Below are 25,138 nucleotides of genomic sequence, written 5' to 3'. Positions count from 1 at the left end.
GGTCGCGCCCGATCACTGCGACGGGTCACCGGACGCGGCAAGATTCGCCTCGAATTGTCATTGATCGATGGTAGGAGCGGTATGGGGCGTCCCCAAGGCAGCCTTTCCCGGTCGACATGGCCCGCGCAACGCATCGCAATCGGTGACGGTGAGCGCTCAATCCGGGAAATGACAGGCGATCGTGCTCTGAGCCTGGGCGAGCGACGCCGGGTCGTCCTTCGCACAGAGATCGGTCGCCTTGGGGCAGCGCGTGCGAAAGCGGCAACCCGACGGAAGGTTGGCCGGGTCGGGCGGCTCGCCCTGCAGCCAGAAATCCCGCGTAATGCGGGCGCCGCCGATCGTGGGAATCGCGGCGAGCAGGGAGCGCGTATAGGGATGGCGCGGCCGGTCGAAGATCTCTTCGGTCGGCCCGCTTTCGACGATGCGGCCGAGATACATCACGGCGATGCGGCTGCACATGGTTCGTACCACGGCGAGGTCGTGGCTGATCAGCATGTAGGTGAGCGAGAATCGCGCGCGCAGGTCGCGGAACAGCGCCAGCACCGTCGCCTGCACCGAGACGTCGAGGCCGGAGGTCGGTTCGTCCAGGATGACGACCTTGGGATGCAGGGTGAGGATGCGCGCCAGCCCGACCCGCCGCTGCTGCCCGCCCGAGATCTCGTGCGGGTAGAGGTCGAGATGGGTATTGGGCAGGCCGACCGCCTCGAGGATGCTGCGGATGCGCTGCTCGCGCGCCGCCGCGTCGAGCTCTGTATGGATTGCCAGCGGCTCTCTGAGCGAGCTGCCGATCTTCCAGCGCGGATCGAGTGACGCGCCCGGATCCTGGTAGGCGTATTGCAGGCTGCGGCGCACGGCGCGACGGGAGGCCGCGGACAGCCGGTCGATCTGTTGGCCCTCGAACCAGATCTCGCCGGCAGTGGGCTGGTTGATGCCCATGATGGCCTTGCCGAGCGTGGACTTGCCGCAGCCCGATTCGCCCACCAGCCCGAAGACCTCGCCCGGCATCAGGTCGAGCGAGACGCCGTCGACAGCCTTGATCGATCCGACACGGCGGCCGAACGGCCCGCGCACCGCGAAGTGGACCTGCAGGTCGCGCAGGCTGAGGATCGCGTCGGTCATGGCGCGTGGCGATACGGATGATAGCAGCGCACCCAGTGCCCGGCGCCGAGCTGCTCGACGGGCGGACGCGCTTCGCGGCATTCGCGGGCGGCTCGTTCGCAACGCGGATGGAAGCGACAACCGCCGGGTGGCGAGAGCAGCACCGGCACCTCGCCGGGGATCCCGCGGGCATTGCCGCTCGCATCGGGCAGGCTGGCCAGCAGCTTGGTGGTGTAGGGATGGGCGGGGGCGGCGAAGAAACGATCGACCGGCGCGGATTCGACATCCTGCCCGGCATACATGACGTTGACAGCGTCGCAGATCTCGTAGGCCGCGCCGAGGTCGTGCGTGGTCAGTAGCACGGCGACGTTGCGTTCGCTCGCCAGGCGACGGATCAGCCCCAGGATCTGGGCCTGGATGGTGACGTCGAGGGCGGTGGTCGGCTCGTCGGCAATAACCAGGTCGGGGCCGGGCAGCAGCGCCATGGCGATCATCAGGCGCTGGCGCTGGCCGCCGGACAGCTCGTGCGGGTACTTGCGCAGCAGCTGCTCCGGCCGCGGCAGCTGTACGGCATCGAGCAGCTCCAGCACGGACTGGAAGTCGGTTCGCCGCCGGTCGGCGGGATAGCGCGACACGACGGCCGGCAGCCAGCCAGGGCCCGGCGGTCCGGCGGCGCGCGGCGACTTCCATTTCAGGATCTCCATGATCTGGTCGCCCACCGTGAACACCGGATTGAAGCTCGTGAACGGGTCCTGGGGCACGAAGGTGATCGCCCGGCCGCGCACCGTCTGGTTGACGACGGCCTGGTCGGCGGTCAGCAGGTCGGTGTCGCGAAAGCGCACCCGGCCGCCGGTGATCCGCGCCGAGTCGCGCGGCAGCACGCCCAGGATGGCGCGCGCCAATGTGGTCTTGCCGCAACCGCTCTCGCCGACCAGGCCGAGTACCTGGCCGCGGTCGATCGACAGGCTGACCCGGTCGAGGATCGAGGCGAAGCCGGCCTGCGTCGCGAACCCCAGCGACAGCTCCTCGACCGCGAGCAGCGATGTCACGTGCCGGCCGCTCCCCGCCGGATGCGCGGGTCGAGGAAATCGCGCAGGCCGTCGCCCAGCAGGTTGAAGCCCATGACGACCATGAAGATCGCGATGCCGGGCGCCGTCGCGTACCACCAAGCCTCGGGCAGGAACTCGCGCGACTCGGCGATCATGCGTCCCCATTCCGGCGTCGGCGGCGGAGCGCCGAGCCCCAGGAAGCCGAGTGCCGCCGCCGTCAGGATCGTGGCGCCCATGCCGATCGAGGTGCGCACGATGATCGACGAGGCGATGTTGGGCAGCACGTGCAGGGTCATCACGCGCAGCGGCGAGGCGCCGAGCGCGATCGCCGATTCGATGAAGATCTCGTTCTTGAGCGAGCGCGTCTCGGCGTACACCAGGCGGGCCCAGAACGGCCAGTAGGTGATGCTGAGCGCCAGGATGACGTTCTCGATCGAGGGGCCGAGCGTCTGGGCGATGGCGATCGCCAGCACGATCTGCGGCACCGCGAGGAAGATGTCGGAGACGCGCATCAGGAGGTTGCTCGGCCAGCCGCCGTAGTAGCCGGCGACCAGCCCGATCGGCACGCCGACCACGACCGCCGAGCCGACGGCGACGACGGCGATGGTGATGGTGATGCGGGCACCGAACATGATGCGGCTCAGGAGGTCGCTGCCCATGCGGTCGGTGCCCAGCCAGTTCACCATGTCGGGCTGGCGCAGGCGGTTGGCGGTGTGGAATTCCGAGACGTCGCCGGGAAACGGCGCCAGGAGCGGCGCGAAGACGGCCACCACGACCAGCAGCAGCAGCAGCGCCACGCCGAGCGCGGCCGCCCGGTCGTGCGCGAAGCGGCGCAGCTCGCGCCGCCAGCCGGTCATGGTCGGCGCCCCGTCGTCGCGAGCCTCTTCATCGCGCGCCTCGTGGGTCGATGAAGGAGTGGACGATATCGACCAGCAGGTTGACGATCACGATCAGGGCGCCGATCCAGATGGTGAAGCCGATGATCGCCTTGTGGTCCGACTGCAGGATCGACTGCACGGCGAAGGTGCCGATGCCCGGCCAGTCGAACACCGTCTCGACGACGACGGCATTGGTCACCAGCACGCCGAAGATCAGGCCGATCTGCGTGACCGTCGAGATCAGGGCATTGCGCAGCACGTATTTCCACACGATCAGGCCGGGCGGCATGCCCATGGCGCGCTGGTAAAGCACGTAGTTGCTGTTGATCACGTCGAGCACGCCCGCCCGGGTGAAGCGCACGATCGTCGCTGCCGCCGGGAGCGCCAAGGTCAGCGCCGGCAGGGCGATGTGCGAGAACGCGCTGTTCAGGGACTCCATGTCCCAGCCGAGCAGCGAATCGATGATCATGAACCCGGTCGCCGGCTCGGGACCGAAGCCGTCGATCCGGCCGTTGAGCGGCGCCGTGCGTAGCTTCATCGAGAACAGGAACTGCAGCAGCATGGCCAGCCAGAACGCGGCGATGGCGAGGCCCGAGACGCTGATCACGCGCACGACGTGATCCCAGAACGAATTGCGCTTCAGGGCCGATATCACGCCGAGCGGAATCCCGAGGACGATCGCGAGCGTGATGGCGACCAGGGTCAGCTCGAGGGTGGCCGGCAGGCGCTGGGCGAGATCCTCCGAGATCGGACGCTGCGTGTAGATGCTGGTGCCGAGATTGCCCGACAGCACGTCGCCGAAGTGCCGCACCAGCTGGGTCGTGAGCGGCTGGTCGTAGCCCAGCTTGGCGCGCATCGCCTCGATCTGGGCCTGCGTGGCGTTCTCGCCCAGCAGCACGCGCACCGGATCGGTCGGGATCACGTTGGTGATCAGGAAGACGATGACGACCAGTCCGGCCAGCGTCGGCACGAACCACGCCAGCCGCGAGACGATCATTTCCAGGCGGCGCATTAAAGGGTCTGTGATGAGTTGAAGAGGTTGATTGCGACGATACTCGTGTCATCCCGAGCGCAGCGAGGGACTTGTTGTGGCCTTAAAGGTCCCTCGCTGCGCTCGGGATGACAGCATTCGCTTCATCGAATTGGTTCCAGGCCCTCTTCCGGACCGCGGGGCGTCTCGCTCGCTCATGAGCATGAGCGAGTGAGACGCTCGCGGTCCGGAAGAAGATGAAGAAGCGCCACGACGTCGCGTGCTGGCGGCCCATGACCCCTCCGTCGCGTATGACGCGACACCTCCCCAGCGAAGCTGGGGAGGAGGCGCTTGAGATGTTCCCACGCCGTGGAGTTCTTCCATCTACTTGTAGTACGCCCAGCGCATGTCCTGGCCGCTGCCGATCGGGCTGAAGCGGATGCCGCCGACATTGGCGGCGTAGGGGCCGTACCATTTGGTGTTGTAGACGAAGATGCCCATCGCCTCGTCGGTCACCTTGGTCGCGGCCTTCTCGTAGAGCACGCGGCGCTTCTCCTGATCGTTGACCGCCAGCGCCTCGTCGATCCAGGAGTCGAGCTCGGCGTCCTTGGTGTAGGAGGCGTTGCGCGTGCCGATGTAGCGCGAGCCGTAGAGCTCGCCGACCCAGTTGTTGGGATCGACGTAGTAGGTGCTCTTCCACAAGGGCACCATGTCGTAGTTCTTGTCGCGATCCTGCATGCGGCTCTGCACGACCGGCCACGGCGCGGATTCGATCTTGATGTCGATGCCGATCTTCTTGGCGCCGTTCTGCAGCAGGGTGGCGGCCTGCTCGGTCTCGCTGAAGCCGGCCAGTGTGCCGATGGTGATCGGCCGCAGCGGCTCCTTGACTTTCGCGAGCTCGGCTTTGGCCTTCTCGAGGTCGTAGGTGAAGCCCTTCAGGTCCTTGGGCGCGCCCCACAGGTTGTTGGGGTTGGGACCAGGATTGCGGGCGACGGCACCCTTCAGGATGTCCTTGATGAAGCCGTCATAGTCGAAGGCATAGGCGAGCGCCCGACGGAAGTGCACGTCGCTCATCGGCCCGCGGGCGTTGTGGATCGAGAAGTAGAAGACGCGCATCGACTCGGCCTCGAGGATCTGCACGTTCTTCGCTTCCTTCAACCGCAGGATCTGGTCGTAGGGCAGGTAGCCGTCGGTGCCCTGGAAGTCGCCCTTGATCAGCCCCTGCACGCGGGTGTTGGTCTCGAGCACGGTGCGGAACTCGATCTCGTCGAACGCCTTCTTCTCCCAACCGGCAAAATGCTCCTTGAAGCGCTCGCCGACGAAGCCGATCGCCGGATCGTAGCGCTTGAGCTTGTAGGAGCCGGTGCTGGCGACGTTCCTGGCCAGCCACGCCGCGCCCCAGTCGCCGTCCTTCTCGTTCCTCTTCACCAGCTTGGAGTTGACGATCAGGATCTCCGGCACGGTGGCGAAGAAGATGGCCGACGGCTCCTTGAGCGTGAACACGACCGTATACTTGTCCGGCGCCTTGGTGCTGCCCGGATCGATGATCGGCAGGAACAGCGATGCCGCGCCCTTCTTCATCGCCAGCAGGCGCTCGATGCTGTAGACCACGTCCTCGGCGGTGAACTCGCTGCCGTCGTGGAATTTCACGCCCTTGCGCAGGGCGAAGGTCCAGGTCTTGCCGTCGGGCGAGGCGGTGTAGCTCTCCGCCAGCCAGGGAATCATCTTCGGCGGATTGTCGACCCAGCGGTACAGGCCGTCGTAGAAGTTGATGCGCGATGCGGCGCGGCCGACGTCGTACACGGCATGTGGATCGAGGTTGTCGTAGCCGCTGTTGTTGGCGTGGACGTATTTGCCCTGCGCCCAGGCGCTTCCGGCGACGGCCAGTGACGCTGCCGCGGCGAGCGCCGCCAGCACTCCGAGACTTCTTCGTTTCATGCCCCTTCCTCCTCTGTCGATCAGCTCCCCTTGACGTAGCGCACGACATCGGCGTGCGTTGCGAACCAGATGTCGGCATGCGCGCGGATATGCCGGATCAGCTCCTCCAGGATCATCATCCGCGAGCGATGGCCGATGATGTGCGGATGCATGGTGAGTTGGTAGAGCCCGCCCTCGGCATAGGCCGCGTCGAACTCGCGGCGGAAGATCTCCAGCACCGACGAGGGCGGCGTGTAGGGGCGCAGCGAGGCGAAGCGGTTCATGTTGAAGTAGACCGCGTCGTCGCGGATCCATTCCACCGGCAGCTCGACGACTCCGGTCGGCGTGCCGTCGAGCAGCAGCTCGTAGCAATCGTCGTCGGCCATCAGCGAGGAATCGTAGAGCAAACCCATGTCGCGCGTGATGGCGAGGGTGTTGGGCGAGAAGTCCCACGACGGCGTGCGGATGCCGACCGGCCGCTGGCCGGAGATCTTCTCCAGCATCTCGGCCGAGCGCATCTGCAGGTCGCGCTCGGAGGCCTCGGGCAGGATCGAGTTGCGCTCGTGGATCCAGCCGTGGATGCCGATCTCGTGGCCTTCGGCGGCGACCCGGCGCTGCTCGTCGGGATGCAGCATCGCCGACACGGCCGGGACGTAGAAAGTCGCCGGGACCGAGTACTTCTCCAAGAGCTTCAGGATGCGCGGGATGCCAGCGCGGCTGCCGTATTGGCCTTGGCTCAGCCGACCGATCGACTCGCCGCCCTCGCGCAGTTCGCCGGTCTCGTGGTCGGAATCGAAGGACAGAGCCACGGCACAGCGTGCGCCGTTCGGCCAGATCTCGGGACGCAGTGTCCGGCCGGCACGCACGCGCTCGACGATGCCTCGCCAACGCGCCTCCGACCATTGCCAGGGCTGCTCGGGCTCTTCGGGCTTTGGAACGGCGACGGGGGGAACGATGGTCGGGCGTGCAGACATGGTCTCCTCCTCCTTATCTTCCTCGAATTCCTCTCCCCTCGGCTAGGGTGGGGCATTCGCATATGGGCGCTCTCTCATTTTCCTCCCCAACTCTGTTGGGGAGGTGTCGCCGTCTTCGGCGACGGAGGGGTCATGAGCAACGGGACTGAGGCTCATGACCCCTCCGCCCCGTATGACGGGGCACCTCCCCAGCGAAGCTGGGGAGGAGAGTGAAAGGCGCGCCCATAGGCCATGACGCTCATGCAAGTGGACTGCCAGTCACCGGCAGCACCTGGCCGGTGATCCACGAGGCATAGGGCGAGGCGAGGAACATGACGGCGTGGGCGATGTCCTGCGGCTCGCCCAGGCGGCGCATGGCGACGCGCTCGATCATCGCCTTCTGGCCTTCGGGGCCGTAGGAGTCCCATTGCCTCTCGTAGTCGGGGCTGGTGCGCAGGAAACCGGGGGCCACGGCGTTGACCGTGATGCCGCTCGGGCCGAGCTCGTGCGCCAGCTGGCGCACCAGGCCGAGCTGGCCGGCCTTGGCGGTGGCATAGGACTGGATGCCGGTCAGGCTGACGCCCAGGCCGGCGCGGCTCGCGATCACGACGATGCGTCCCTTGCCCTTCCTCTTCATGCCCGGCGTCACGGCGCGGCTGGCGAAGAACGCGCCCTCGACATTGACGGCATAGATGGCCCGCCAATCGTCGTCGCTCACCTCCTCGACGGGGCGCTTGACCTGGCCGCGCACGCCGCCGGCGACATGCACCAGGACGTCGACCGCGCCACTCGCCTGCTCGACCTCGCGCACGAAGCCATCGACCTCCGCCGAGCGCGTCAGATCGACCTTGCGAGTCTCCAGGCTGCCTCCGCGCTGCGGCTTCACCCGTGCCTTCAGCGCCGCCAGCTCGCTTTCCAGCACGTCGCAGGCCCACACCCTGGCGCCGCGCTCGACGAAGCCCTCGACGATCCCGCCGCCGATGCCGCGCGCGGCGCCGGTAACAATCACGGCCTGGTTGTCGAAATGGATGTCCATCAGCCGCTCATTCCGCCGCCTGGGCCTGGCGGAGCTCGGGGAACTCAGCCACGGCCAGCTCGAACGCGCGCCGCACCTCGCTGCCGTCGCCGCGGCGTTGCTGGGCCGGCAGCGGCTCCAGCGAGGCGAAGATCCGCTTCTTGATGAAATGACGCCAGTGGATGGGCAGGGTGGCCAGCACCTCGGTCAGGGCGGCGTAGTTCGCGTCCGTCCACTCGCGCTCGTAGGCCTCGCGCTGCTCGTTGAAGGCGAAGATGCCGGGCTTTGCCTGCGCCGCCAGGCGGGCGCGCCGAGCCGCCGTTGCCGTCTCGTCGATTGCACCGTCGCGGATGACCACACCGTAATCGTCATCTGCCGATTGCACGGAGACCTTGCCCTGCTCGACATCGAACAGCACCGCCTTGGCATCGCGCTCCCAAGGCGGCCCCCAGCCACCGCCGCCGCATGCCGTCACCAGGATCACGTCGCCGGGATCGAGCGCCACCACGTCGGTATTGCCGAGGTCGACAACGTCGTTGCGGCCCGGATTGCGCCAGAAGCCGGACGTCGCGCCGGGCTTGCCGCCGTTGCTGCCCCACGACGAGAAGCGCGTGCGGTCGCGGTTGCGCGCCGTCACGACGGTGTTGGGCGCGGACACCTTGAACTCGAGCAGGGTGCCCAGCCCGCCGCGATGCTTGCCGGCACCGCCCGAGTCGGGCACCAGGCTGTAGCGCAGCACCTTGATCGGCACCTCGGTCTCGTTGATCTCGACCGGCGTGTTCTTGAGGAAGCTCGAATTGGCGCCCGAGCCGTCGGCGCCGTCGCCGCCCGACCAGCCGCCGGCGCCGCCGGTGATCGGATCGATCGAGGCCATGATGAGCCGCCCGGTCCGGTTGTCGGTCGTCTTGACGTTCATGATGGCGCTGCTGCCGGCCGGCCCCGCCGGCAGGAGGTCGGGCACCGCCGCCTGGAAGGCGCCGATGGTGAGGCCCTGCAGGCGCCCGCAGGTCATGCTGCGCATGCCGACCGCGGCGGGGAACTTCGGATTGAGGATCGTGCCCTCGGGGATGACGCAGCGCGCCGGCCGGGTGATGCCGCCGTTCAGCAGGATCGAGGGATCGATGCTGTAGAGGCAGTAGGTGTACCCCACCATCAGCAGGATGTGACGCTCGGCGCCGCCGGTCGGCACGTTGAGCGATGACTGCAGCTGGGCATCCGATCCGGTGAAGTCGAGGATCGCCTCGTCGCCGCGGATCTTCAGGGTGAGCGCCAGGCGCACCGGCACGCCGCCCGGCGCGTCCTCGTCGAGATAGTCGGCGAAGAAATAGTCGCCGTCGGGAATGCGGCTCAGCAGGGCGCGCGCCTGCCGCTCGCCGAGATCGAGCAGGTCCTTGACGCCCTGGCGGAACACGTCGACGCCGAACTTGCGCACCATGTCATGGACCTTGCGCTCGCCGGTGTTCATCGCCGCGATCTGCGCCTGCAGGTCGCCGTAGTTCTGCTCCGGCATGCGCACGTTGGTCAGCATGACGTCGAGCAGCGCCTGGTTGAGCCTGCCCTCGGCGTAGAGCTTGTTGGGCGGGATGCGGATGCCTTCCTGGTGGACCTCGGTGAGCTGGCGCGACAGCGAGGCCGGCACCGCGCCGCCGACATCGGTGTTGTGGATGTGGCTCACCGAGAAGGCGACCAGCTCGCCTTCCCAGAAGATCGGCTTCCACATGTGCAGATCGGGCGTGTGGGTGCACACGAAGCCGCTGTAGGGATCGTTGGTGATGCAGATGTCGCCCGGCCGATAGTCGGGGATCATCTTGAGCGCGTTGGCGTAGTCGAGGCCGATGAACCAGGTGGCGCCGAGATCACGCGGGCTGGCGAACGTCATGCCGTCCGGCGTGGCGAGGCCGGTGGTGAAATCCTCGGTCTCCTTGACGAAGGTCGAGTGCGCCGTGCGGAACAGCGTGAACGCCATGCTGTCGGCCGCGGCCTGCGCATGGTTGGCAAAGATCTGCAGGGTGACCGGATCGATACGCATCGCGTGTCCTACTACTGGCTGAGCGACAGGAGAATGTTGCCGTATGCGTCGACTGCGCCCGTGAAACCTTCGGGAATGCAGATCGTCGTATCTTCCTGGGCGACGACGCACGGGCTGCCGAGCTGGTGCCCGTGGCCGAGATCGGCGCGCCTATAGAGCGGCACGCTGCGCCAGGCACCATCGAGGTACACGTCGACCTGCTTGGCGGGGACAGGCTGATCAGTCTGCTTCGGCTGCGCCAGGAAGTTCGGCTGCGGCGAGGTTCCGACGACGACCATGCGCAGGCTGACCATGTGCACCGGCGTCGAGGCGGCGGCGTGGCCGTACAGGCGCTCGTGCTCGGCATGGAAGGCGGCGGCGATCCGCTCGACGTCGCCGACTGCGATCCACTCCATCTGCAGCGGCACCTCGATCTCGAACGACTGCCCGAGATAGCGCATGTCGGCGGCCGGCTGCAGCACGTAGCGTCCGGCGAATTTCTGCTCCTCGGTGATCCAGGCCGTCGCGCGTTTGGCGAGCCGGTCGAAATCGGTTCTCAGGCGCGGCAGCTCGTTGGCCGACAGCGGGTAGTAGGCGGTGCTGATGAAGTCGTTCTTGACGTCGGCGACGAGGCCGCCGAGGGCCGACAGCACGCCCGGCGTCGTCGGGACCAGCACCTGGCGCATGCCAAGCTCGCGCGCCAGGAAGCAGCCCAGCATCGGCCCGGCGCCGCCGAACGCCAGCAGGGTGAAATCGCGTGGGTCGATGCCCTGGCGTGAAGCCAGCTTGCCGACCTCGCGGTACATGCCGGACACCGCCACCTGGATGATCGCTTCGGCCGCCTGCTCGAGCCCGCGCCCGAGCTTGCCGGCGATCGTGCCGACCGCGGTGCGCGCCTTGTCGATGTCGACCGAGACCGCGTCGTAGCCGATGTTGCCGTGGCCGATGATGCCGCAGACCGCGAAGGCGTCGGTCATGGTGGGCCGCGTGCCGCCGCGGCCGTAGCAGGCCGGACCAGGCGTCGAGCCGGCGCTCTCGGGGCCGACGGACAGAACGCCGAACGCGCTGACCGCGGCGATCGAGCCGCCGCCGTCGCCGATCGAGGTCACCGACACGGTCGGGATGTAGATCGGGAAGTCGCCCACCATCTCGCCGGTGCCGTAGGTCGGCGTGCCGTCCACGATGATGGCGACGTCGGCCGACGTGCCGCCGATATCGAGGCTCAGCACCTGGTCGAGCCCGGCCTGGCGCGCCACGAAGCCGGCGCCGATCACGCCGGCGGCCGTGCCCGACAGCAGCATCTGCAGGCAGGCCGACTTGCCGAGCTCGGCCGTCATGACCCCGCCGTTCGACTTGGTCACCATCGGCTCGGCAGCGACGCCGGCCTGCTTGAGGGCGGCCTGCAGGGCCGACAGGTAGCGCGCCACGTTCGGCTGCACGTAACCGTGGATCGTGGCGGTCGCGGTGCGCTCGTACTCGCGGATGATCGGCCAGACGTCGCTGGAGCAGAACACGGGCATCGTGGGTGCCCACTCCTTGATCAGCTTCTGCGCCTCCCGCTCATGCGCCGGGTTGCGATAGGAATGCAGCAGCGCCAGCACGATTCCCTCGGCCCTGAGCACCATCGCCTGGTCGAGCGCGTGGCGCAGGCTGGCGTGGTCGAGCGGCGTTTCCACGGTTCCGTCGGCCAGGATCCGCTCGCGCACCGCCAGCACGCGATCGCGCGTCACCAGGGGCTCTGCCCGCGACGACATCAGGTGATAGGGGTCGGGCATCTTGAGACGCGCCAGCTCCAGCACGTCGATGAAGTTCTCGGTCGTGATCAGGCAGAGACGGATGCCCTTGCGCTGGATCACCGAGTTGATGCCGACGGTGGTACCGTGGGTGAAATAGCCGATGTCGGCCGGCTGGATTCCAAACCGTGTGCCGAGCTCCTTCAATCCGGTGATGACCTCGCGCCCGGGCTCCTGCGGCGTCGACAGGACCTTGAGCGTGGCCAGCCGGCCGGTCACCTCGTCCAGGGCGCAGAAGTCGGCAAAGGTGCCCCCGATGTCCACGCCGATCCGATAGCTCACAGCCGGGCTCCTTCCGTCGAGGTCTACGCTGCGCGTCGGTGGCCGAGGCGCTGGCTGATGGTGGCCGCCGCCCGGACGACGCCGGAGACGATCCGCGACTTGGCCGCCGGATAGCGCGCCGACACCGTTCCGACATTCAGCGCAGCAATGACCGTACCATCGCCGCCGAACACCGGCGCCGCCGTCGCCGATCCGCCAAGGACGTATTCCTCTTCGAGGATTGCGTAACCGTCCTTCGCCACCTTGGCCAGGATCGCGCGCAGCCTGGCCGCGTCGACGACGGTTCTCGGCGTGTAGGCGCGCAACCGTGTGCGCAGCACATAGGCATCGGCCGATTTCTTGTCCCAATAGGCCAGCAGTACCCGGCCCATTCCGGTGCAGTAGGCCGGCCTGAGACCTGGATCGACCGAGTCGTAACGGATCTGCGCCCGGCTGACCGACTTGGCGATGACCTTGACGTCGCCGCGCCCGGCGCGAACACCCAGGAACACGCTTTCATCGAGCTCGTCGCGCAACCGTTCCATGACCGGGCGGGCCACCGCCGCCAGATGCGCCTCCGGCCCGCCGATCCAGCCTGCCGACTGCCGCAGCGACCCGTTCAGGGCGTAGCGGTCGGCAGCATCGCGCTCGACGTAGCCGCGTGCCTGCAGCGTCTGCATCAGCGCGTGCGCGCTGCTCTTCGGCAGCGCCAGCGCCGCGACGAGGTCCCTGAGCGCCATCGGCTCGTCGCTGCGCGATAGCAGCTCGAGAATGTCGAGCACGCGGGCGGCGGACTTCACGTTGTCGTTCATGGATGTGAACTGCGTTCTTCTAACAAAACGACGTTCGCGCGCCAGCGACGGCAGTGTCAAGGCGGCGGTCGATGGGTGGCGTTTCTCATTCTCCTCCCCAGCTCTGCTGGGGAGGTGTCGCCGTCATACGGCGACGGAGGGGTCATGAGCCTCAGTCGTGTTGCTCATGATCCCTCCGTCCGCATCGGCTTTTGGCCGCGGAGCGGCCAAACGCCTTACGCGGACACCTCCCCAGCGAAGCTGGGGAGGAGGACAAGAGCGTCAGCCGCGAGTGCTCGGCAGGTTCAATCCGAGGTCGGCCGCGAGGTCGTGGACGAGCCGGCGCTCGCGGAAGCGCCAGCCGGCGGGCATGCGCACGAGCTGGTCCTCGTAGGTGCCGGCGACCGACGGCACCAGCCCGGCGCCGGCGGCCTGGAGGACGACCAGGTAGCTGGTGCGGGCGGTGGCTTTGTCGCCGTCGAGCCTGATCAGGCTGTTCATGATGAAGTGCTTGCGCTTGGGCTCGGTCGGGATGTTGCGCGCCATCAGCGCGGCGATCTCGGCCGGGCCGCGCGCCCTGGCGTAGCGCGCGATCCATTCGCCGTCCTCGGTGAACAGGGCACCGAGCTCGGCGAACTCGAAGGCGTCGATCCGGAAGCTGTAGTCACTCAACAGCTCGCGGATCGACTCCCTATCTTCATGAGGAGTCATCCCTCGATCGGTGTGGTCACGCCGCCTGGACGAGCACGGGTCTGGCGCCCTTGCCCCGGACTTCGGCTTCCTCGTATTCCGCCGCGGCGATCGCCCGATCGAGAGCGGCCCGCAGCTCCTTGGCCGAGTCGAGCGTGAGCTCGACCGCGGCGCGCGCACCGGCGTCGAGGTTGGTGTTGAAGAAGTCGAGCGTGATCACGTCGCCCAGCGGCGCATGGCGGGCGTGGTCGTAGGCGACCACGGACTGGGTGAGCGGAAACCACTCGTCGCCGCGCTTGGCCATGCCCTCCGCCGGTGCGATCTCGATGATCGAGGTACACATGGGTGGATCTCCTATTTCTTCGCCAGATGCTTGCCGAAGAAGGCGAACACCTTGCTCCAGCCGTCCATCGCCTGCTCGGCCCGGTAGAGCGGCCGATGCCAGTAGAAGAAGCCGTGGCCAGCGCCGTCATAGCGGTGGAACTCGTAGTTCTTGCCGAGCTTCTTGAGCTCGGCCTCGTGCTGATCGACCTGCTCGGGGCTGGGCGCACGGTCGTCGTTGCCGAACAGGCCGAGCAGCGGGCAGGCGAGGTCCTTGGTCATGTCGATCGGCGCGACCGGTGTCTTGGCGTTTAGCTCCTCCTTGCCCATCACCACGCGGCCGCCCCACAGGTCTATGCAGGCATCGACGTCCTTCTTCTGGCAGGCGTAGATGAAGGCATGACGGCCCCCCGAGCAGGAGCCGAACACGCCGACCTTGCCGTTGAGATTGGGTTGGGCGCGCATCCACTGCACGGCCGCCGCGGTGTCGCCGACCATCTGCGAATCGGCGATGCCGCCATCGGCGCGCACCTTGGCGGCGACGTCGTCCGGATTGCCGTCGCTGCCGCCGCCCTCACGCTCGTAGAGATTGGCGCAGATCGCCATGTAGCCGTGATGGGCGAACCGGCGCGTCGTCTCGATGTAGAGCTCGCTCCAGCCCGGCAGATGGTGAATGAGCACGACGCCCGGGAAGGGGCCCGTGCCCGCCGGCTTGGCCACGTAGGCCGTGATCGAGGTTCCCTTGTCGCCCTTGAGAGTCACGTTCTCGCAGGTCATGCCTCGGTAGAATGACATTGATCTTCCTCCATGAGCGTAGGCTGGGGCGTCCATCCGGGAATCGGCGCGCCGCGTCGTCACCGATGAGCCGACCGGACTCCCTCTGCTTCCGGCGCTCGTCGCGGAGGGAGTATTCGACGATCGCCGGGTAGGTGCAACAACGCGCCGCCAAACCAGCATAGTAGGATAGCCAAAAAAGGCTCAGCCCCGATCTTGGCGCTCGCCGGCGCTCTGCCATACTCCGCGCCGCGACAGGCAATGCAATCAGGGTGAAGGGGGAAATGGCCAAGATCGAAGGCAACAAATTCGTCATCGCGGGCGGGCTCAGCCAGATCGGCTCCGAGATCACGCAGCATCTTCTGCGTGGCGGTGCGCGCGAGGTCGTGCTGTTCGACAATTTCGCCCTGGGCACGATGGATACCGTGAGCGGCGTCGTCAGCGATCCGCGGGTGAAGTTCGCGCGTGGCGACATCCTGCGCACCAACGAGCTGTTCGACGCGTTCGAGAATGCGGCGGGCGTGTTCGCGGTGGCCGGATTCCTGACCTTGCCTCTGTCGCTCAATCCCCAGCTCGGGCTGGCGGTGAACGTGCAGGGCATGCTGAACATCTGCGAGGCCAGCCGCTATCGCGGCGGCGTCAAGGTGATCTTCGCCTCGTCGGTGGCCGTCTATGGCGAGACCGAGGAGGACGTCACCACCGAGAAGGCGCCCTGGGTGTGGAGCGGCCAGCAGCCGGGAGCGGCGCTCTATGGCGGATCGAAGATCATCGGCGAGAATCTGGGGCGGCTCTACCACAGCCGCTATGGCGTGCCCTTCGTCTCGCTGCGCTATTCTTCGGTGTACGGCGAACGGCAGCATCGCCGGGCGCTGAATTCGGCCTACATCGTCGATACCATCGACAGCATCCGCCAGGGCAAGCGGCCGGTGATCCCGGACGACGGCAGCGAGGTGCACGACTACATCCACATCCACGACATTGCCCGCGCCAACGTGATGGCGATGGAGTCCGAGGCGTCGGGCGAATCCTACAACGTCGCCACCGGCATCTCGACGTCGCTGAACGAGCTGGTCGGCATCATCCTGAAGCAGATGGGCTCGGACCTGAAGCCCGAGCACAAGAAGATCGAGGGCAAGATCCGCGCGACCGTGTCGAGCACGCTGAAATTCTCGAACGCCAAGATCGCCCAGCAGCTCGGCTGGCGCCCGGAGATCTCGATCGAGGAAGGGCTTCGGCGAATCATCGCCTGGTCGGCGGAAGAGGCGGGCTGATTCATTTCCTCCCCAGCTTCGCTGGGGAGGTGTCCGCGTCTGCGCGGACGGAGGGGTCATGAGCCGGGAGCGCGCCACTCCGTGGCGCTCATGGTGGGATGTGTGACCCCATGAGAGGAACGCCACAGAGAGCATGTGAAATCACATTATTGCCGGCATCGACTTTGGCCGCAGATCCGAGAAAGGTCCCTCGCTGCGCTCGGGATGACAGTATTGTTGTCGCTGGCGACAGTATCGTTGTCATCCCGAGCGCAGCGAGGACCTTTGGTTTCTTCAATTTCGGAACGAAGGCGGCATCGGCCATAAATTCACAAGCTCAGAGTGACGCGCTCCCGGCATATGAATGAGCGGGACGCACGCCGTCCGGGAGACTCATGACCCCTCCGCCCCGTATGACGGGGCACCTCCCCCGATTACGAGGGAGGGACTCGAAATGTGTCCACTCCGTAGCGGCGGAGCTGGAGAGGCGAAGATGGGCTCAGTTGACCTTCAGATCAGCCTTCTTCACCAGGTCGCCCCATTTCTTGTCCTCGGCGCGCATGAAGGCGCCGAATTCCTCGGGCGACATCACGGCGACGTCGGCGCCGAGCTTGGACATGCGCTCGGCCATGTCGGGGGACTCCAGCGCGCGTCTTACGTGCTCGTTGATCAGCTTGATGCGGTCGGCCGGCGTGCCGGTCTTGACCACCAATCCGTTCCATCCGACCACGTCGAAGTTGGCGAGCGCCGGGATGCCCGATTCAGCAACGGCCGGCAGGTCGGGCAGCAGACGCGAGCGCTGCTTGCTGCTGATGGCGATGCCGCGCAGGGAACGGCTGGACATGTGAGGGATGGCCGCCAGCACGTCGGCGAACAGGGCATCCGTCTCGCCGGAGATCACGCTCAGCAGGGCCTTGGCGGTCGCGGTGTAGGGAATGTGCTGGGCCTCGAAGCCGGCCTCCACCTTCAACAGCTCGAAGCCCATGTGGAGGGAGCCGCCGACACCGGCCGACGAGAACTTGAGGCCCGTGGAGCTCTTTTTCGCGTGCTCGACGAGATCCCTGGTGGAATGGATGGGAAGGCTGTTGGTGACGACCAGGGCGTTCGCATAGGTCGTCGCGCGAATGACCGGCGCGAATTCCTGAAGCGGATCGAACTTCATGTCCTTGTAGAAGTGGGCATTGATCGTCATCAGCCCGATATGGCCCATCATCAGGGTGTATCCGTCGGCAGGCTGCGACAGCACGTAGGCCGCACCGACATTGCCATTGGCGCCGGGCTTGTTCTCGACGACGACGGGCTGCCCGAGGGAGGCCTGGACCTTCTCGGCAACCACGCGGGTCACGATGTCGGTGGCGCCGCCCGGGCCGGTCGGCACGACGATCCTGACGGGACGATCGGGATAGGTTTGGGCGCCAGCAGGCTGGGCGAGGCACGCCACGGCCGTGGCGAGGATGAACGCGACTCTCGATCCCATCGCCAATCTCGATCCCATCGAACGTCTCCATCCCTTGCTGTCTTGTTCTGGGCGCCCGCGGTCGGGCCCGTTTCATGAAGGATGAAGCGTTCCCGGCCGGCACGCCATGGTCAACTACGGAGGGCTTATAGAAGTATGCCGGACGGGCATCCTCGACCTGCCGGCCACACTGCCAAGGCATTCGCATGTGGACGCTTCCTCCTTCTCCTCCCCAGCTTTGCTGGGGAGGTGCCCCGTCATACGGGGCGGAGGGGTCATGAGCCTCAGTCCCGCTGCTCATGACCCCTCCGTCGCTGAAGACGGCGACACCTCCCCAACAGAGTTGGGGAGGAGAATGAAAGGCGCGCCCATATGCGAATGCCCTGGCCACACCGTCGGCATAGCTCATTCGCCATACTGGAATGACCAAGCATTCTAACCAGCCAGGCGTCGGCGGTGGTAGGGCGTTCCTGGACGTCCGCCCGCTCGAGGGCCACGGAGGAACGGGGATTCCGATGAAGCCTGGGAAAGAATACGACGTGATCGTCGTCGGCGGCGGCAACGCGGCGCTCTGTGCTGCGATCTCGGCGGCAGAGGAACAGGCGCGCGTGCTGCTGCTGGAGCGGGCCCCGGAAGAGGAGCGCGGCGGCAACACGGCCTATACCGAAGGCCTGATGCGATTCGTCTACGACGGCGCCGAGGACATCGTCGCGCTCTCCCCCGATCTTTCGGAGGAGGAAAGGAAGAGCGATTTCGGAAGCTATACCGAGGACGATTTCTTCAACGACATGGCGCGGGTGACGGAGAACCGCACCGACCCTGACCTGTGCGAGATCCTGGTGCGGCAGAGCAATCGGACGATTCACTGGCTGCGCAGCCACGGGCTGCGCTTCATCCCACAGTTCGGCCGCCAGTCGTTCAAGGTGAACGGGCGCTTCAAGTTCTGGGGCGGCGCCACGCTGGCCGTCTCGGGTGCCGGCCGCGGCATGGTCGATTACCTGTACAGGGCGGCGACGCGAAAGGGCGTCGACATCGTCTACGATGCCTGGGTGCGCGAGCTGCAATCGTCGGATCGCGGCGTGCACGGCGTCGTGGCCCAGATCGCCGGCCAGACGACGCGCCTCGGTGCGCGCTGCGTGATCCTGGCCTGCGGCGGCTTCGAGGCCAACACCGAATGGCGCACCCGCTATCTCGGCCCGGGCTGGGACCTCGCCAAGGTGCGCGGCACCCGGTTCAACACCGGCGACGGGCTCGAGATGGCGCTGCGCATCGGCGCGCAGCCATGCGGCAACTGGTCGGGCTGCCACGCCGTCAGCTGGGAACGCTACGCCGAGAATTTCGGCGATTTCTCGGTGACCGACGACTATGAGCGCGACAGCTATCCGTTCTCGATCATGGTCAACAGCGAAGGCCGGCGCTTTCTCGACGAGGGCGCCGACATCCGCAACTACACCTATGCCAAGTACGGCCACATCGTGATGAAGCAGCCTGGCCAGTTCGCCTGGCAGCTCTTCGACTCTTCGGTGAGCCACCTGTTGCGCCCCGAGTACCGCGCCCGCCGGGTGACCAAGGTCGTCGCCAGCTCGATCGAGGAGCTGGCCGCGAAGATCGACGACGTGAACACCGAGCAGCTCCTCGCCACCGTCCGCGAGTTCAATGCCGCGGTGAAACGCGACGTGCCGTTTGACCCCACGGTGAAGGACGGACGGGGCACGCTGGGTCTCGCCATCCCGAAATCCAACTGGGCCATTCCGCTGGAGAACCCGCCGTTCGAAGCCTATGCCGTGACCTGCGGCATCACCTTCACGTTCGGCGGGCTCCGGATCACCACCGAAGGCCAGGTGATGGACCAGAATCATCGCGCGATCCCCGGCCTCTACGCCGCCGGCGAGATGGTGGGCGGGCTGTTCTACTTCAACTATCCCGGCTCGACTGGACTTACCAGCGGGGCGGTGTTCGGCCGATTGGCCGGACGCAGCGCGGCGGTTGCGGCGCGCACTCTGCAGGTCCAGGCGGCGCAGTAGCGCCGCCACGCCCGCCGGGCAGCGCGGGCATTCGCATGGGCCTTTTCTCCGTCATCCCGAGCGGAGCTGCCAGTAGGGCGGCGCAGTCGAGGGACCGTTCCTTGTCGATAACATGAAAGGTCCCTCCACTACGCCTCGCTGCGCTCGGCTCCGGTCGGGATGACGGTGTTTTTTGAATGCGAATGCCCTATACTGGGCAGCGGGCCGCGCAACGCTGCTCTAGCGGCGACGCCCAATATTGCTAAGGTCATTGCCGCAGGCCTGCCGCTGCACCAGACGGCTGACGGGTCGAACACGTCCGGGTGCCGAAGGCAATGCAACTCCGCCAGCTCAGATACGTCGTCGAGGTGTACCGGCGGGGCAATCACATCTCCGACGCGGCCGAGGCGCTGCACACCTCCCAACCCGGCATCAGCAAGCAGATCCGGTTGCTCGAGCTCGAGCTGGGCTTCGACATCTTCGAGCGCACGCGCAACCGGATCGTCGGTGTCACCGAAGCCGGCCGTGCGGTCATCGAGATCGCCGAGCGCATCTTCGGTGAGGTCGCCGACATCCAGAAGATTCGCGACGACTACAACAAGGAGGAGGGCGGCAAGCTCATCATCGCCACCACGCACACATTCGCGCGATACGTCCTGCCGAAAGTCGTCCAGGCCTTCCTGCAGAAGCATCCCAAGGTGCAGGTCGGGCTGATGCAAGGCAATCCGACCGAGGTGTGCGAGTATGTCCATGCTGGCCATGCCGACCTCGGCGTGGGCACGGAAAGCCTGAAGACCTTCCTCGGCCTGGTGCGCCTGCCGTGCCTCACGGTGACGCGTTGCGTGATGGCGAAGAAGGGCCATCCGATCCTCGACCTCGAGAAAATCAGCCTGAAGGACCTGGCCGGCTATCCGATCATTGCCCACGATAATTTTCGCAGCGGCGGATGGAACATCATCGAGACCTTCCTGCAGAAGGGCATCACGCCGACCATCCCGTTCTCGGGCGTCGATTCGGACGTCGGCAAGACCTACGTCGAGCTCGGCATGGGGATTGCGATCATGGCTTCCGTCGCGGTCGATCCGGCCCATGACGGCGACCTCGAGGCGCGCGACGTCAGCCATCTCTTCCGCTCCAGCCCGGCCTATGTCTCGTTCCGCCGTAGCAGCTACCTGCGCAAGCTCGAGCTCGACTTCATGGAGCTGCTCTCGCCCGCCCTGACGCGCCGCAAGGTTCTCGCCAGCCGTGAGGCCGCGGCTTCGGGCGATGCGGAGGAGCCACAATAGATAATCGCCATACCACTATGGTGATTTGCGGATTGCCCGCGGCGGGGGCGATTCGTAGCCTCATGTGCTCCTCCCCAGCTTCGCTGGGGAGGTGTCGGCGTAATCGCCGACGGAGGGGTCATGGGCAACGGGACTGCGGCCCTTGACCCCTCCGTCGCCGTAAGACGGCGACACCTCCCAGCTTCGCTGGGGAGGGGGAGCATGAGCAGCTCTCAGGGGAGGCGAACGCGCGTGGACGATGTCAGCGAAACCGACGCCGGCCGGTTGATCGGCGTCCTGCACGGACTGACGCTCGACGATCTGCCGCCTGAGGTGGTGATCAAGGCAAAGGACTGCCTGCTCGACGGGCTGGGTTGCGGCCTGTTCGGCTCGGAGCAGCCGTGGTCGCGCATCCTCTGTGAGGAGATGGATGCGGACGGCCTGGCCGGCGCCTGCACCGTGATCGGCCGGACCAGGCCGTTGCCCGCGCCGGCGGCGGCACTGTGCAACGGCACCGCAATCCATGGCTTCGAGCTCGACGACCTGATCGCCGAGTCGATTGTCCATCCGGCCGCCGCCGTCATCCCGGCGGCGCTGGCGGCTGCCGAGGAATGCGGCGCCTCGGGCGGGCGCGTGCTGCTGGCGATCGTCGCCGGCTACGAGATCATGCATCGGGTCGGGCTCAGCCTGGGCGACGGGCCGGCGCGGCGCGGCTTCCACACCACCAGCCTGGCCGCGCCGATCGCCGCGACGATCGCGGCGGGCATGGTGATGGGCCTGCCACTCGCCGACCTGCGCTCGGCGATCGGGCTTGCCTGCTCGGCGTCCTCGGGCGTCAAGAATTTCGCCGCCGGCCACGGCGGCGGCATGGTCAAGCGCCTGCATCTCGGCCGCGCCGCCGAGGCCGGCGTCCGCATGAGCCGCCTGGCTGCGCGCCAGTTCACCGGCCCGCCGAACGCCATCGACGGCAAGATGGGCCTGCTCGAGGTGTTCGGCGGCGATACGGCGCGCCCCGAGCGGCTGACGCACGGGCTCGGCCGCGACTGGGCGGTCATGGACATATGGTTCAAGGTCTATCCGATCTGCGGCTGGATCCAGTCGGTCGTGCAGATCCTGTCAGACCTGCGAGGAAACAGAACCTTTCAAGCCGCCGACGTCGAAAAGGTGCGCGTCGGCGTCAGCGCTTACGCCGCGCGCAACAATGGCGAGCCCGCGCCGCTCGACACGATGGGCGCGCAGTACAGCATTCCCTACTGCGCCGCGCTGTCGCTGCTCGGCGATCCGCGTGATCCGACGGAATACGCCAAGGAAAGGGTCGCCGATGCCGACCTGCGTGCCGTCGCCCGCAAGGTCGAGATCCATGTCGATCCGGCCGCCGAAGCGGTCTATCCGGCGAAGTTCGCGGCCAGCGTCGAGCTCTCGGTCGCGGGCGCTGCCCCGGTGTTGGCGCGCGTCGACGAATGCCGCGGCACGCCGGCCGATCCCTGCTCGAGCGACGATCTGCGGGCCAAATTCATGTTGCTGGCGAGCCGGCGCCTCGCTGCGCCGGAAGCGCAAGCCATCGCCGACGACGTCGCGCGACTGGAACGGCTGCCGAGCATCGATCCTCTCGCCAGACGACTGAGAGCAGGCCCGCTGGCGGCAGGGCAGGCGCATATGGGCGCGCCTTTCACTCTCCTCCCCAGCTCCGCTGGGGAGGTGTCGCCGTCTTCGGCGACGGAGGGGTCATGAGCAGCGGGACCGGGGCTCATGACCCCTCCGCCCCGTATGACGGGGCACCTCCCCAACGGAGCTGGGGAGGAAAGTGAGAGTGTCATGACGAACCCTATTGCCACACGGACTCAGAGGACCATCGACCTGCCCGGCATCGGCAGGACCGGATACTTTGCCCTGCCCGAGCTCGAGAAGGCGGGGCTTGGCGCGATCTCCCGCCTGCCGGTCGTGCTGCGAGTCGTCCTGGAATCCCTGCTGCGGCGCTGCGATGGACGTCGCATCACGGAAGACCAGGTACGCGCCCTCGCCAACTGGCAGCCGAATGCGCCGCGCAGCGAGGAAATCCCGTTCACCGTGGGACGCATCATCCTGAATTGTGCGGCGGGCATTCCGCTGCTGGGCGATCTGGCGGCGATGCGTGGCGCCATGCACCGTCGCGGCCTGCCGGTCGGCGCGGTCGCTCCCGCCGTTCCGGTTGACATGGCGCTCGACCATACCCTGAGCGTCGATTTCCACGGTACGCCCGATGCGCTGCAGCGCAACATGGCGCTCGAGATCGAGCGCAATCACGAGCGCTTCCAGTTCGTGAAGTGGGCGATGCAGGCGTACGACGGCATCAGGCTGCTGCCGCCAGGGACCGGGATCCTGCATCAGCTCAATCTCGAGTTCCTGGCGCCGGGGATCCTGCTGAAAGATGGCCTGTGCTTTCCGGACACGATGGTCGGCACGGATTCGCACAGCTGCATGATCGCCGGGCTGGGCGTCGTCGGCTGGGGCGTCGGCGGGATCGAGGCGCAGGGTGCGCTGCTCGGCCAACCGGTGAGCTTCCTGACGCCTGATGTCGTGGGCGTGCGCGTGTCGGGTACCTTGCGCGAGGGCGTCACCGCCACCGATCTCGTTCTGCATGTCACCGAGATGCTGCGCAAGGCCAAGGTCGTCGGCAAGTTCGTCGAGTTCCACGGCGAAGGAGTTCAGACGCTCAGCCTGCCGGACCGCGCCACCATCGCCAACATGGCGCCGGAGTACGGAGCGACCATCGGCTACTTCCCGGTCGACGAGCAGACCTGCCGCTACCTGCGCCAGACCGGACGAGAGGAGGATCGTGTCCGCGCCACCGAGCAGTACTATCGCGCCCAGAGCCTGTTCGGCGCGCCGCGCACTGGTGAGGTCGATTATTCCGCTGTCCTCGAGCTCGATCTGTCATCGGTCGGACCGAGCCTCGCCGGACCGAAGCGGCCGCAGGACAGGGTGGCGCTGCAGGGGCTCAAGGCGAACTTCCGCTCCGCCTTCGATCTGCCGGCCGATACCGCCACCGAAGCGCGGCGCCGTCCGCGCAACGGCGATGTCGTCATCGCCGCCATCACGTCCTGCACCAACACGTCGAACCCCAGCGTGATGCTGGCGGCCGGCCTGCTCGCCCGGAAGGCCGCGGTCCTTGGCCTCGGCGCCGCGCCCTGGGTGAAGACCTCGCTGACGCCGGGCTCGCTCGTCGTCAGCCGCTACCTCGAGGCCAGCGGCCTGCAGGCTTCCCTCGACGCGATGGGCTTTGCGGTCGCGGGCTACAGCTGCGCCACGTGCGTCGGCGCCTCAGGGCCGATCGATCCGGCGCTCGAGGAGGAGATCAAGGCGCGCGATCTCATCGCCTGCGCCGTGCTGTCCGGCAATCGCAACTTCGAGGCCCGCATCCATCCGTCGGTGCGCGCTTCGTACCTCGCCAGCCCGCCGCTGGTGGTTGCTTTCGCCATCGCCGGCACCGTGGACATCGACCTCGAGAGCGAGCCGCTTGGCCGCACGCCGGCCAACGATCCCGTCTTCCTGCGCGACGTCTGGCCGACCGCCGCCGAGCTCGCCGACGCGCTGGCCGCCGCCGCCGATCCCGCCTTCTACCGCGAGACCTATTCCGGCGACCTTGCCGACCTCAATCCCCGTTGGCGCGACATCCCGTTCGAGTCGGGCGCGCTTTTTCCATGGGCCAGCGGATCGAGCTACATCAAGGAGCCGCCGTTTCTCGCCGATCCGCTGCGCCGGTCAGCGTTGCAGGATATCGTCGGTGCACGGGCGCTGGCCATCCTCGGCAACTCGGTGACCACTGACCACATCTCTCCGATCGGCAGCATCGGCCGGGAGTCGCCCGCCGGGCGCTACCTCCAGGGAAACGGCGTCGCGCCGAAGGATTTCAACAATTACGGCGCGCGGCGCATGAACCACGAGGTCATGATCCGCGGCGCCTTCTCGAACGTTCGCCTGAAGAATCGCGTCGCGGCAGGCCGGGAGGGCGGATTCACGCGGCACCAGCCGTCGGGCGAGGAGACGACGATCTACGATGCGGCGATGCGCTACGAGCAGGAAGGCGTACCGCTGGTCATCGTGGCCGGCGAGGAATACGGCACCGGCAGCGCCCGCGATTGGGCGGCGAAGGGCACCCGGCTGCTCGGTGTGCGGGCGGTCGTGGCCGCGAGCTTCGAGCGCATTCACCGCTCCAACCTGGTCGGCATGGGCGTGCTGCCGTGCCAGTTTCCGGAAGGCACGACGGCGGAAACGCTCGGCCTCGACGGCACCGAGACGCTCGACCTGACCGGGCTGGCGGGCGAGGTGCGCGCGGGCCAGCCGATCATGCTTCGCATCCACCGTCGCGACGGCAGCATCCTCGCCGTGCCGCTCAGGTTGCGGCTCGATACCCAGGCCGAGCTCGACTACGTGCGGGCAGGCGGCATGATGCCGTACATCCTCGACAATCTGATTCAGGCGGTCGCCTGACGGGATTCTTTGCTGGGAGCGCGCCACTCCGATGACGCCCATGGGATCTGGGATCGAGACGATGAGCGCCATCGCCGGCGGAGGTTACTCCGCCTGAAGTGGCGCGCTCCCAGCGGAAGAGCCTGTCTCTTATTAGAGCATGATTGGTTTACGTGGAACCAACTCGGCATCCATTC

Annotated in this window: 19 protein-coding genes; 5 read left to right on the top strand and 14 right to left on the bottom strand. The window is 67.0% G+C overall.

Annotated elements, in window-relative coordinates; genetic code table 11:
- Positions 1-156 precede the first annotated feature (156 nt).
- The 13 genes from ACILR9_RS14270 to ACILR9_RS14210 all read right to left on the bottom strand — a co-directional run bounded on the left by ACILR9_RS14270 (position 157) and on the right by ACILR9_RS14210 (position 14,539).
- Positions 157-1,119, bottom strand: coding sequence for an ABC transporter ATP-binding protein (locus tag ACILR9_RS14270; RefSeq protein WP_395710600.1), 963 nt, complete (start codon positions 1,117-1,119; stop codon positions 157-159).
- Positions 1,116-2,147, bottom strand: a complete 1,032-nt coding sequence (locus tag ACILR9_RS14265) for an ABC transporter ATP-binding protein (RefSeq protein WP_395710599.1) — start codon at positions 2,145-2,147, stop codon at positions 1,116-1,118. Before ACILR9_RS14265 ends, ACILR9_RS14270 begins: the two co-directional genes overlap by 4 nt.
- Positions 2,144-3,004, bottom strand: coding sequence for an ABC transporter permease (locus tag ACILR9_RS14260; protein ID WP_395710598.1), 861 nt, complete (start codon positions 3,002-3,004; stop codon positions 2,144-2,146). Before ACILR9_RS14260 ends, ACILR9_RS14265 begins: the two co-directional genes overlap by 4 nt.
- A gap of 28 nt (positions 3,005-3,032) precedes the next feature.
- Positions 3,033-4,037 carry an ABC transporter permease gene (locus tag ACILR9_RS14255; protein WP_395710597.1) on the bottom strand — a complete coding sequence of 335 codons (1,005 nt, stop codon included), beginning with the start codon at positions 4,035-4,037 and terminating at the stop codon, positions 3,033-3,035.
- A gap of 342 nt (positions 4,038-4,379) precedes the next feature.
- The gene (locus ACILR9_RS14250) at positions 4,380-5,933 is read right to left on the bottom strand and encodes an ABC transporter substrate-binding protein (RefSeq protein WP_395710596.1); all 1,554 of its coding nucleotides are present in this window, start codon (positions 5,931-5,933) and stop codon (positions 4,380-4,382) included.
- Positions 5,934-5,953: 20 nt separating this feature from the next.
- Positions 5,954-6,886 carry a polysaccharide deacetylase gene (locus ACILR9_RS14245; protein WP_395710595.1) on the bottom strand — a complete coding sequence of 311 codons (933 nt, stop codon included), beginning with the start codon at positions 6,884-6,886 and terminating at the stop codon, positions 5,954-5,956.
- Positions 6,887-7,124: 238 nt separating this feature from the next.
- Positions 7,125-7,901 (bottom strand): SDR family NAD(P)-dependent oxidoreductase, encoded by a 777-nt coding sequence (locus ACILR9_RS14240; protein WP_395710594.1) that lies wholly within the window; start codon positions 7,899-7,901, stop codon positions 7,125-7,127.
- Between the two features lie 7 nt (positions 7,902-7,908).
- The gene (locus tag ACILR9_RS14235; protein ID WP_395710593.1) at positions 7,909-9,909 is read right to left on the bottom strand and encodes a hydantoinase B/oxoprolinase family protein; all 2,001 of its coding nucleotides are present in this window, start codon (positions 9,907-9,909) and stop codon (positions 7,909-7,911) included.
- Between the two features lie 11 nt (positions 9,910-9,920).
- Entirely contained in the window at positions 9,921-11,963 is a 2,043-nt protein-coding gene (locus ACILR9_RS14230; protein ID WP_395710592.1) for a hydantoinase/oxoprolinase family protein, read from the bottom strand.
- 23 nt (positions 11,964-11,986) lie between these two features.
- A complete protein-coding gene (locus ACILR9_RS14225) occupies positions 11,987-12,754 on the bottom strand; it encodes an IclR family transcriptional regulator (protein WP_395710591.1) in 768 nt (255 codons plus the stop codon).
- A 261-nt stretch (positions 12,755-13,015) separates the two neighbouring features.
- Positions 13,016-13,444, bottom strand: a complete 429-nt coding sequence (locus ACILR9_RS14220; protein WP_395710590.1) for a nuclear transport factor 2 family protein — start codon at positions 13,442-13,444, stop codon at positions 13,016-13,018.
- Positions 13,445-13,460: 16 nt separating this feature from the next.
- Positions 13,461-13,766 (bottom strand): DUF6295 family protein, encoded by a 306-nt coding sequence (locus ACILR9_RS14215; RefSeq protein WP_395710589.1) that lies wholly within the window; start codon positions 13,764-13,766, stop codon positions 13,461-13,463.
- Between the two features lie 11 nt (positions 13,767-13,777).
- Positions 13,778-14,539: a dienelactone hydrolase family protein gene (locus tag ACILR9_RS14210; protein WP_395710588.1), complete on the bottom strand. Its 762-nt coding sequence runs from the start codon at positions 14,537-14,539 to the stop codon at positions 13,778-13,780.
- 263 nt (positions 14,540-14,802) lie between these two features.
- On the opposite strand from ACILR9_RS14210, the gene ACILR9_RS14205 reads away from it, so the two are divergent.
- Positions 14,803-15,789: an NAD-dependent epimerase/dehydratase family protein gene (locus ACILR9_RS14205; RefSeq protein WP_395710587.1), complete on the top strand. Its 987-nt coding sequence runs from the start codon at positions 14,803-14,805 to the stop codon at positions 15,787-15,789.
- A 478-nt stretch (positions 15,790-16,267) separates the two neighbouring features.
- On the opposite strand, the gene ACILR9_RS14200 is transcribed toward ACILR9_RS14205, so the two are convergent.
- The gene (locus ACILR9_RS14200) at positions 16,268-17,245 is read right to left on the bottom strand and encodes a Bug family tripartite tricarboxylate transporter substrate binding protein (RefSeq protein ID WP_395710586.1); all 978 of its coding nucleotides are present in this window, start codon (positions 17,243-17,245) and stop codon (positions 16,268-16,270) included.
- Between the two features lie 494 nt (positions 17,246-17,739).
- Between ACILR9_RS14200 and tcuA the strand changes: the two genes are divergently transcribed.
- From tcuA to acnA, 4 genes are all read left to right on the top strand, one after another.
- Positions 17,740-19,248, top strand: coding sequence for an FAD-dependent tricarballylate dehydrogenase TcuA (tcuA, locus tag ACILR9_RS14195; protein WP_395710585.1), 1,509 nt, complete (start codon positions 17,740-17,742; stop codon positions 19,246-19,248).
- A 314-nt stretch (positions 19,249-19,562) separates the two neighbouring features.
- Positions 19,563-20,513, top strand: a complete 951-nt coding sequence (locus ACILR9_RS14190) for a LysR substrate-binding domain-containing protein (RefSeq protein ID WP_395710584.1) — start codon at positions 19,563-19,565, stop codon at positions 20,511-20,513.
- 231 nt (positions 20,514-20,744) lie between these two features.
- The gene (locus ACILR9_RS14185; RefSeq protein WP_395710583.1) at positions 20,745-22,223 is read left to right on the top strand and encodes an MmgE/PrpD family protein; all 1,479 of its coding nucleotides are present in this window, start codon (positions 20,745-20,747) and stop codon (positions 22,221-22,223) included.
- Positions 22,224-22,307: 84 nt separating this feature from the next.
- Complete coding sequence (gene acnA, locus ACILR9_RS14180; RefSeq protein WP_395710582.1) at positions 22,308-24,962, top strand: aconitate hydratase AcnA; 2,655 nt, start codon at positions 22,308-22,310, stop codon at positions 24,960-24,962.
- Positions 24,963-25,138 lie beyond the last annotated feature (176 nt).

This window comes from Reyranella sp. (genome assembly GCF_044224635.1).
In the GTDB taxonomy this organism is placed as follows: Bacteria; Pseudomonadota; Alphaproteobacteria; order Reyranellales; family Reyranellaceae; genus Reyranella.
Note: the sequence above shows the minus strand (reverse complement) of the source record. Positions and strands in the feature narration are given on the sequence as shown.